Below are 6,904 nucleotides of genomic sequence, written 5' to 3'. Positions count from 1 at the left end.
CCGGGGAGCCACAGCCACGGCCAGCCAAGCGAGCGGCGGCGGGTCGAGCCGGGGAGCCACAGCCACGGCCAGCCAAGCGAGCGGCGGCGGGTCGAGCCGGGGAGCCACAGCCACGGCCAGCCAAGCGAGCGGCGGCGGGTCGAGTCGGGGCCACAGCTACGGCCAGCCACGCGAGCGGGCGGCGCGAAGCCCGGTCAGGAAGCCACGGCCGCGGTCAGCCAGTCCAGCGCCGGCGTCAGGCTCTCCGGAGCCGCCCACCCGTTGATCACCGCGAGCAGTTCCAAATACCGCTCGCGGCGGGGATCATGCACCACGCCGAGCCATTCCCGCAGCTCGCCGGCGCCACGGCCGAGGCCGTCGACGATCGCCGCGGCCTGCGGCGAGCCCGGGTCGACCCCGGCCGCCAGTGCCGGCTCGACAGCGTCGCGCACCTCGGCGGCCAGGTCGCGACGCAGACCGATTTCGTGCTGGTCGGCGAGGCGGCGGACGGCGGCGCGGAAGTCGTCATCCCGGGTCAGCCCGGCCAGCTCGATCCAGGCGTCGAGCTGGCCGGGAGCCGGGTCCTCGGGGAGTTCCGGGGTCAACGTGCGGGCGATCCCGGCGAGCTCGGGGCGGTCGCCGAGGGTGTCGGCGAGGAAGTCGCTGATGCACTCCATTTCGGACAGTCGAGCCAGTTCGTGCACGAGTCTCGTCTCCTCGGTGGTCGAGCCGCGGGCGGCGACGGCCGTCCACACCGCCTGCCGCAGGCGCAGCACGCGGATCTCCGTTTCCAGGGCCTCGGCGTGCGTCGCCGCGACGTCGGCGATGGTCGCTTCCCCGTCGACGATCCGCCGGATCACGGCGAGGCCGAGCCCGAGGTCGCGGAGGGTGCGGACGAGGTCGAGCCGGGCGAGCGCGGCGTCGTCGTACCGGCGGTGACCTGCGGTGTTGCGCCCGGACGGCGGCACGAGGCCGTGGTCGGAGTAGAAGCGGACGGCCTTGATCGTCAGCCCGGTCCGGCGGGCCAGGTCGCCGATCGAATAGCGCATACCGTCAGCCTGACACCTCCCCTCAGGGGAGGCGCAAGGGTCAGATTCGCCCGATCGTGTCGATCAGGTGTTCGACTTTTCGCGGTAAAGTCGAACACACGAGATCAAGTTTCCTCCCGGATCCGGGTCACCAGCTGGGTCGGGTTCACGAACCGCAACGCGACGAGAAGGAGCACGAGCATGGAAGCGGTGTAGATGGTCGCCATGGCGTCGACGGACTGGTTGGCGCGGATGCCCGCGGCGAACACGGAGTTGTAGAGCGCCACCACGAGGGTCGTCGAATCCGGGCCGGCGGTGAGGAACGTCAGCTCGAACATGCCGACCGTGCGCACCAGCACCAGGATCGACGCGGCCAGGATGCCCGGCAGCAGCAGCGGGCCGAGGATGCGGGTGAACACCGAGACCGTCCGCGCGCCGGACATGCGGGCCGCGGCCTCGATCTTCGGGTCGATCTGCTCGATGAACGGCGTCATCGTCAGCACGACGAACGGCACCGAGGGCACCAGGTTGGCCAGGATGACGCCGGTGATCGTGCCGGCCAGGTGGAACTTGTAGAGCACGGTGGCCAGCGGGATGCCGTAAGTGATGGGAGGGATCAGGATCGGCAGCACGAACAGCAGCATCACCAGGCGCTTGCCGGGGAACGAGCGGCGGGCCAGGGCGTAGGCGGCCGGGACGCCGACCGCCACCGACACGGCGATCACCACGAGCGCGACGATCGCCGTCGTGAGGAGGACGTCCGACAGGCCGAACTCGCGCCAGGCGTCGGCGTACCAGTGGGTGGTGAAGCCGTCCGGGAGCCAGGTGCCGAACCACTGCGTGCCGAACGAGTCGACGACCACCGAGAGCACCACGCCCGCGAGGTTCACGAAGAAGAACACGACGACGGCCCAGACGACCCAACGTCCGGGACGCGCGACCCAACCGGTCATCCCTTGCCTCCGGTCGCTCCGCGGTACAGCGTGCCGCGCCACGCCATGACCAGGCCGATCACGATCAGCATGACCACCGCCATGAGCATCGCGACGGCCGAGCCCATCGAGTAGTCGTACTCCTCGAACGCGGCGTGGTAGGCGGCGATCGAGATGACCCGGGTCTCGTTGGCAGGGTCGCCGACGAGCTGGGCCGAAGGGAACACCGAGAAGGCCATGACGAACGAAAGGCAGAAGGTGATCGCCAGGCCGGGAGCCAGCAGGGGCAGCGTGATCCGCCGGAAGCGCTGGACGCCGTTCGCGCCGAGCGTCGCCGCCGCTTTCTCCAGAGAGGGGTCGATGCCCGAGAGGTAGGACAACGTCAGCAGGAAGGAGAACGGGAAGCCGGTGATCACCAGCGACAGCAGTACGCCGGTGTAGTTGTGGATCAGCGGGAGCGGCTGGTCGGTGACGCCGAGGACGGTGAGCACCTTGTTCAGCCAGCCCGCCGGCCCGCCGTACATGATCAGGCCCTGCGCGGTGAGCACCGTGCCGAGCGTGATCGGCACGACCAGGATCGTCGTCAGGAGGCGCTTGCCGCGGACGCGGCCGCGCATCACGTAGGCGATCGGGATGCTGGCGAGCACGTTGATGAACGTCGCCGGCAGTGCGATGCCCAGCGTGGTCCAGATGGTGTCGCGCAGGTAGGGGTCGCCGAAGAACCGCGCGTAATTCGCGAAGACACCGCCCTTGCGCGGCGCGAACGACAGCTGGAGGCCGTAGAGGAAGGGGTACAAGAACAGGCAGGCAGTCACCAGCAGGCCGGGCACCAGGAGCAGCAGGGTGCGGTCGATGCCGCGTTCGGCCAGGCGGTGCCGCAGCGCGGGCCGGGCGGTCACCACGGCGGTCATGGCGCCACCTCCGCGACCCGAACGGCACGGACCGTCGCCGCGGTCACGGCGCGAACACCAGGACCCGTTCGGCGGGGACACCGATCTTGACGGTATCCCCGGGCGCGAGGCGCTTGTCCGTCCGGAAGTAGACCGGCACGCCGGTCTCCAGCCGGGCCGAGACCGACAGCTCGCGGCCGTGGTACTCGACGATCTCGACCGTCACGTCGAGGGCGTTCTCCGTGCCGTCGCCGACGACGAAGTCCTCCGGGCGGATCGCCACCTTCGCCGGGCCCTCGGTGAGCGTGCCGCGGCCGGCGAGGCGGACTCCCGCGCCCTCCACGGTGACCGACGAGCCCGCCGTGCCGGTGACCGTCACGTCCAGGAGGTTGCGGTAGCCCATGAAGGACGCGACGTAGCTGTTCACCGGCTGGGCGTACACCTCCTCCGGCGTGCCGATCTGCTGCACCGCACCCTCGCGCAGCACCACCAGGCGGTCGGCCAGCGACAGGGCCTCCTCCTGGTCGTGGGTGACGTACACCGTGGTCAGGCCGAGTGTCTGGTGGAGGCGGCGGATCTCCATCCGCATCTCGAGCCGAAGCTTGGCGTCCAAATTGGACAGCGGCTCGTCCATCAGGACGACCGGCGGCTCCAGCACCACGGCGCGGGCGATGGCGACACGCTGCTGCTGCCCGCCGGAGAGCTGCGCGGGGAACTTCGCCGCGTGCTCGGTCAGCTGCACCAGGCGGAGCGCTTCGTCGACGCGCCGGCGGGCCTCGGCGCGCCCGACCTTGCGCATCTTGAGGCCGAAGCCGACGTTGGCGCGGACGGACATGTGCGGGAACAGCGCGTAGTTCTGGAACACCATCCCGAACCCGCGCTGTTCCGGGGGCTGCCCATCGATCCGGGTGTCGTCGAGCCAGATGCTGCCCGCGGTCAGGGGCAGCAGGCCGGCCAGGCAGTTCAGCGCCGTCGACTTGCCGCAGCCGGACGGGCCGAGCAGGGCCACGAACTCGCCGCGCGTGATGGCGAGGTCGAGGCCGCGCAGGGCGTTCGCGGTGCCGAAGCTGCGCGAGACGCCGTCCAGCCGCAGCTGCCCGAACGTCACTTCTTGCCGACCTTCGAGCCGCCGACCAGCTGGTTCCACTTGTCGAACGCCTTGACCTGCTGCTCGGCGGGCAGCGAGGTCTCCTTGGGGTACTCGGCGATCCACTGCTCGTACTCCGGGCGGCCGAACTGCTTGATCGTGTCCTGGCTCTTCTGCGGCGCCATCTGCAGGGTGACGTCCTTGACGGCGGGGCCGGGGTAGAAGTACCCGTCGTCGTAGGCGATCGCCTGCTGGTCCGGCTTGAGCATCCACGCGATCAGCTGCAGGATCGCCGACTCCTGGTCGGGCGAGAGGCCCTTGGGAATCAGGGCGTACTGGGCGTCGGTGACCCAGTGCATCGGCTGCATGATCGCCGTCTTGACCGTGTTGGGCACGGTGCCGAGCTTGCGCGGGTTGATGTCCCAGCCGGTGGTCGACATGATCATGTCCACCGCTCCGGACGCGAGGTTCTTCATCGTCTCCGTGGTGCCCGACGGGTAGTACTTCACGTACTTGCCGAGCTCCTGCAGGAACGCCCAGGTCTTGTCCCAGCCCTTGTCCGGGTCCTTCGGATCCTTGTCGCCGAGCAGGTACGGCAGGCCCATCAGGAACGTCCGGCCCGGGCCGGAGTTCGACGGCTGGGCGTACTGGAACTTCTCCGGGTGCGCCTTCGCCCAGTCGAGCAGCTCCTGCGGGGACGCCGGTGCGGCCGGCACCGCGCCGGGGTTGAACTCCAGGAGCGGGCCCGACGGGTAGTAGACGACCTCGACGCCATAGCCGTTGGCCAGCTCCTGCATCTTGGCCGCCGGCTCGAGGTAGTTCTGCATCAGGTTCGGGAACCGGCCCGAAAAGTCGGGCAGGACCTTCGCCAGGGTGCCGTTCGCGATGCCGGCGGAAAGGCCGTCGGTCCCGCTCAGCACCAGGTGGGTCTGGGCGACGCCGCCGTCCTGCTCGGCCTTCAGCTTGCCCGCCATGCTCGGCGCGGGCGCCGTCGAATAGGTGACCTTCGCGAGGACCTCGGGGTGCGCGGCCTTGAAGTTCTCGATCATCTGCTTGGTGAGCTGCAGGTTGCCCGCGACGTCGAGGATGTTCAGCTCGACGGGCTTGCCCGGCTTGTCGGGGACGGCCTGGGGGTTCGCCGCCTGGCCGCCGTCGCCGCCGGGCGCGCCGCAGGCCACCAGACCGGCGGCGAGACTCACCGCCAGCAGCACTCGTCGGAATCGGAAGCCGGTGCAACGCTGCATGGCTGCTCCCTAGGTCCGTGATAATGTTGTATGTCGCATCGTATATCAGATCGGACATGCCAGTGGCGAGCACTTCTTCGGCCCGGAGGCCGCCGCCGCCCGTCTCGCGGACGGATTTCGTGCGTGACGCGATCAAGGAAGCGATCTTGAGCGGGGAGTTCGGGCCCGGCGAAACGCTCGTCGAAGCCGAGGTCGGCGCCCTGCTGGGAGTGTCGAAGACACCGGTGCGCGAGGCCCTGCGGATCCTGGCGGGTTCCGGTTTGGTCACGATGAGCACGTACAAGGGGGCCGCGGTCCGCGTCATGGACGCCGAGGGCGCGTACGCGGTCTACGACCTGCGGGCACTGCTGGAGCCCGAAGCCGTCCGGCGGGCGGTCGAGCGGGGTGCGGACTTCGGCGAAGCGCGGCAGGTGCTGGCCGGGGTCGAGACCGGCGCGGCCGCCGGCGACCGCGCGAAGGCCAGCCTGGCGAACCGCCTGTTCCACCGCGCGCTCTACGCCGGGTGCGGGAACCCGCTGCTGGTCGAGGTCCTCGACGGGCTGCGCGACCAGGCCGCGCTGATCACCGTCACCGGCTGGGGCATCAGCCCCACCTGGCAGGGCGAAGCGGCCGAACACCGGGCGATCCTGAACGCCGCCGAGAGCGGCAACGCCCGGCAGACCGAACACCTGCTGCGCCAGCACATCACCGATTTCATCGACCGGGTCGGCTTCGGGCTGCCCGGCGAACGCACCACCGAGACCGGCGATCCGAAGGGGGCCCGATGACGTTCGAGGAGCAGAGGCGGCGGCTGTCCGGGGTGGTGGCCATCCCGGTCACGCCGTTCGACGCCGAGGGCGCCGTCGACGGCCAGACGTACGCGAAACTGGTGGACCGGCTGATCACCGGCGGCATCGAAGTCGTGACGCCGAACGGCAACACCGGGGAGTTCTACGCCCTCGACGCGGGCGAAGCGCGGCAATGCCTCGAGGTCACCGTCGAAGCCGCGGCGGGCCGGGCGAGCGTGCTCGCCGGGATCGGCCACGACGTCGCGTCGGCGACGCGGGCCGCGGCTCACGCGCGGGACACCGGCGCCGACATGATCATGATCCACCAGCCGGTGCACCCGTACATCTCCGGCGACGGCTGGGTCGACTACCACGCGACGATCGCCGCGGCGGTGCCGGAACTCGGCGTCGTGCTCTACGTCCGCAACCCGGCGATCGCCGGTGAGCAGCTGCGCGCGCTCGGGGAGGCGGCGCCGAACGTCATCGGGGTGAAGTACGCGGTGCCGGACCCGGTGCGGTTCGGCTCGGTCGCCCGGGACGCGGGCTTCGACCGGTTCGTGTGGATCGCGGGGCTGGCGGAGCTCTCGGCACCCGGCTACTTCGCCGTCGGCGCCACCGGCTTCACGTCCGGGCTGGTGAACGTCGACCCGGCGATCTCGCTGGAGATGGTCCACGCACTGTCCACAGGGGACTATCCGGCGGCGATGACCGTTTGGGAGCGGATCCGGCCGTTCGAAGAACTCCGGGCCGCCAACGGGAACGCCAACAACGTCAGCGTGGTCAAGGACGCGCTCGGCCAGCTGGGACTGTGCCGCCCGGACGTCCGGCCGCCGAGCCGGCTGCTGACCGGCCCCGAACGAGAACAGCTCTCCGGACTGCTTTCCTCGTGGGGGCTCTTGTGAATGGCGGCTCGTCGGCGGGTCGGGGGGCGGCGACATTGCCGAACCCCGGCTCGTCGACGAGCCGCCCGCTGACAG

The 6,904-nt window shown here is 70.3% G+C and carries 7 protein-coding genes; 2 read left to right on the top strand and 5 right to left on the bottom strand.

All coding sequences use genetic code 11. From position 1 onward, the window contains the following. Positions 1-194: 194 nt before the first annotated feature. The 5 genes from AB0M30_RS03040 to AB0M30_RS03020 all read right to left on the bottom strand — a co-directional run bounded on the left by AB0M30_RS03040 (position 195) and on the right by AB0M30_RS03020 (position 5,160). A complete protein-coding gene (locus tag AB0M30_RS03040) occupies positions 195-1,028 on the bottom strand; it encodes a MerR family transcriptional regulator (RefSeq protein ID WP_364579117.1) in 834 nt (277 codons plus the stop codon). A 104-nt stretch (positions 1,029-1,132) separates the two neighbouring features. Beyond that, positions 1,133-1,960 (bottom strand): ABC transporter permease subunit, encoded by an 828-nt coding sequence (locus AB0M30_RS03035; RefSeq protein WP_013230679.1) that lies wholly within the window; start codon positions 1,958-1,960, stop codon positions 1,133-1,135. Beyond that, positions 1,957-2,850: a sugar ABC transporter permease gene (locus AB0M30_RS03030; protein ID WP_364579115.1), complete on the bottom strand. Its 894-nt coding sequence runs from the start codon at positions 2,848-2,850 to the stop codon at positions 1,957-1,959. The genes AB0M30_RS03035 and AB0M30_RS03030 overlap by 4 nt, the downstream gene beginning before the upstream one ends. Positions 2,851-2,893: 43 nt before the next feature. Beyond that, complete coding sequence (locus AB0M30_RS03025) at positions 2,894-3,937, bottom strand: ABC transporter ATP-binding protein (protein ID WP_364016138.1); 1,044 nt, start codon at positions 3,935-3,937, stop codon at positions 2,894-2,896. Next, positions 3,934-5,160: an extracellular solute-binding protein gene (locus tag AB0M30_RS03020; protein WP_364579112.1), complete on the bottom strand. Its 1,227-nt coding sequence runs from the start codon at positions 5,158-5,160 to the stop codon at positions 3,934-3,936. Before AB0M30_RS03020 ends, AB0M30_RS03025 begins: the two co-directional genes overlap by 4 nt. A 62-nt stretch (positions 5,161-5,222) precedes the next feature. Between AB0M30_RS03020 and AB0M30_RS03015 the strand changes: the two genes are divergently transcribed. Together AB0M30_RS03015 and AB0M30_RS03010 are read left to right on the top strand one after the other, a co-directional pair. Then, complete coding sequence (locus AB0M30_RS03015; protein WP_364579600.1) at positions 5,223-5,927, top strand: GntR family transcriptional regulator; 705 nt, start codon at positions 5,223-5,225, stop codon at positions 5,925-5,927. Further along, positions 5,924-6,829 carry a dihydrodipicolinate synthase family protein gene (locus AB0M30_RS03010; protein WP_364579109.1) on the top strand — a complete coding sequence of 302 codons (906 nt, stop codon included), beginning with the start codon at positions 5,924-5,926 and terminating at the stop codon, positions 6,827-6,829. The genes AB0M30_RS03015 and AB0M30_RS03010 overlap by 4 nt, the downstream gene beginning before the upstream one ends. The last annotated feature ends 75 nt before the right edge of the window (positions 6,830-6,904 follow it).

This window comes from Amycolatopsis sp. NPDC051716 (assembly GCF_040681595.1).
Lineage (GTDB): Bacteria > Actinomycetota > Actinomycetes > Mycobacteriales > Pseudonocardiaceae > Amycolatopsis.
This window is presented reverse-complemented; position numbering and strand designations above follow the sequence as displayed.

Bases quoted from the DNA above. Each gene is read 5' to 3' on its own strand.
- AB0M30_RS03040 (WP_364579117.1), bottom strand. From the start codon at position 1,028: ATGCGCTATTCGATCGGCGACCTGGCCCGCCGGACCGGGCTGACGATC.
- AB0M30_RS03035 (WP_013230679.1), bottom strand. From the start codon at position 1,960: ATGACCGGTTGGGTCGCGCGTCCCGGACGTTGGGTCGTCTGGGCCGTC.
- AB0M30_RS03030 (WP_364579115.1), bottom strand. From the start codon at position 2,850: ATGACCGCCGTGGTGACCGCCCGGCCCGCGCTGCGGCACCGCCTGGCC.
- AB0M30_RS03010 (WP_364579109.1), top strand. From the start codon at position 5,924: ATGACGTTCGAGGAGCAGAGGCGGCGGCTGTCCGGGGTGGTGGCCATC.
- AB0M30_RS03020 (WP_364579112.1), bottom strand. From the start codon at position 5,160: ATGCAGCGTTGCACCGGCTTCCGATTCCGACGAGTGCTGCTGGCGGTG.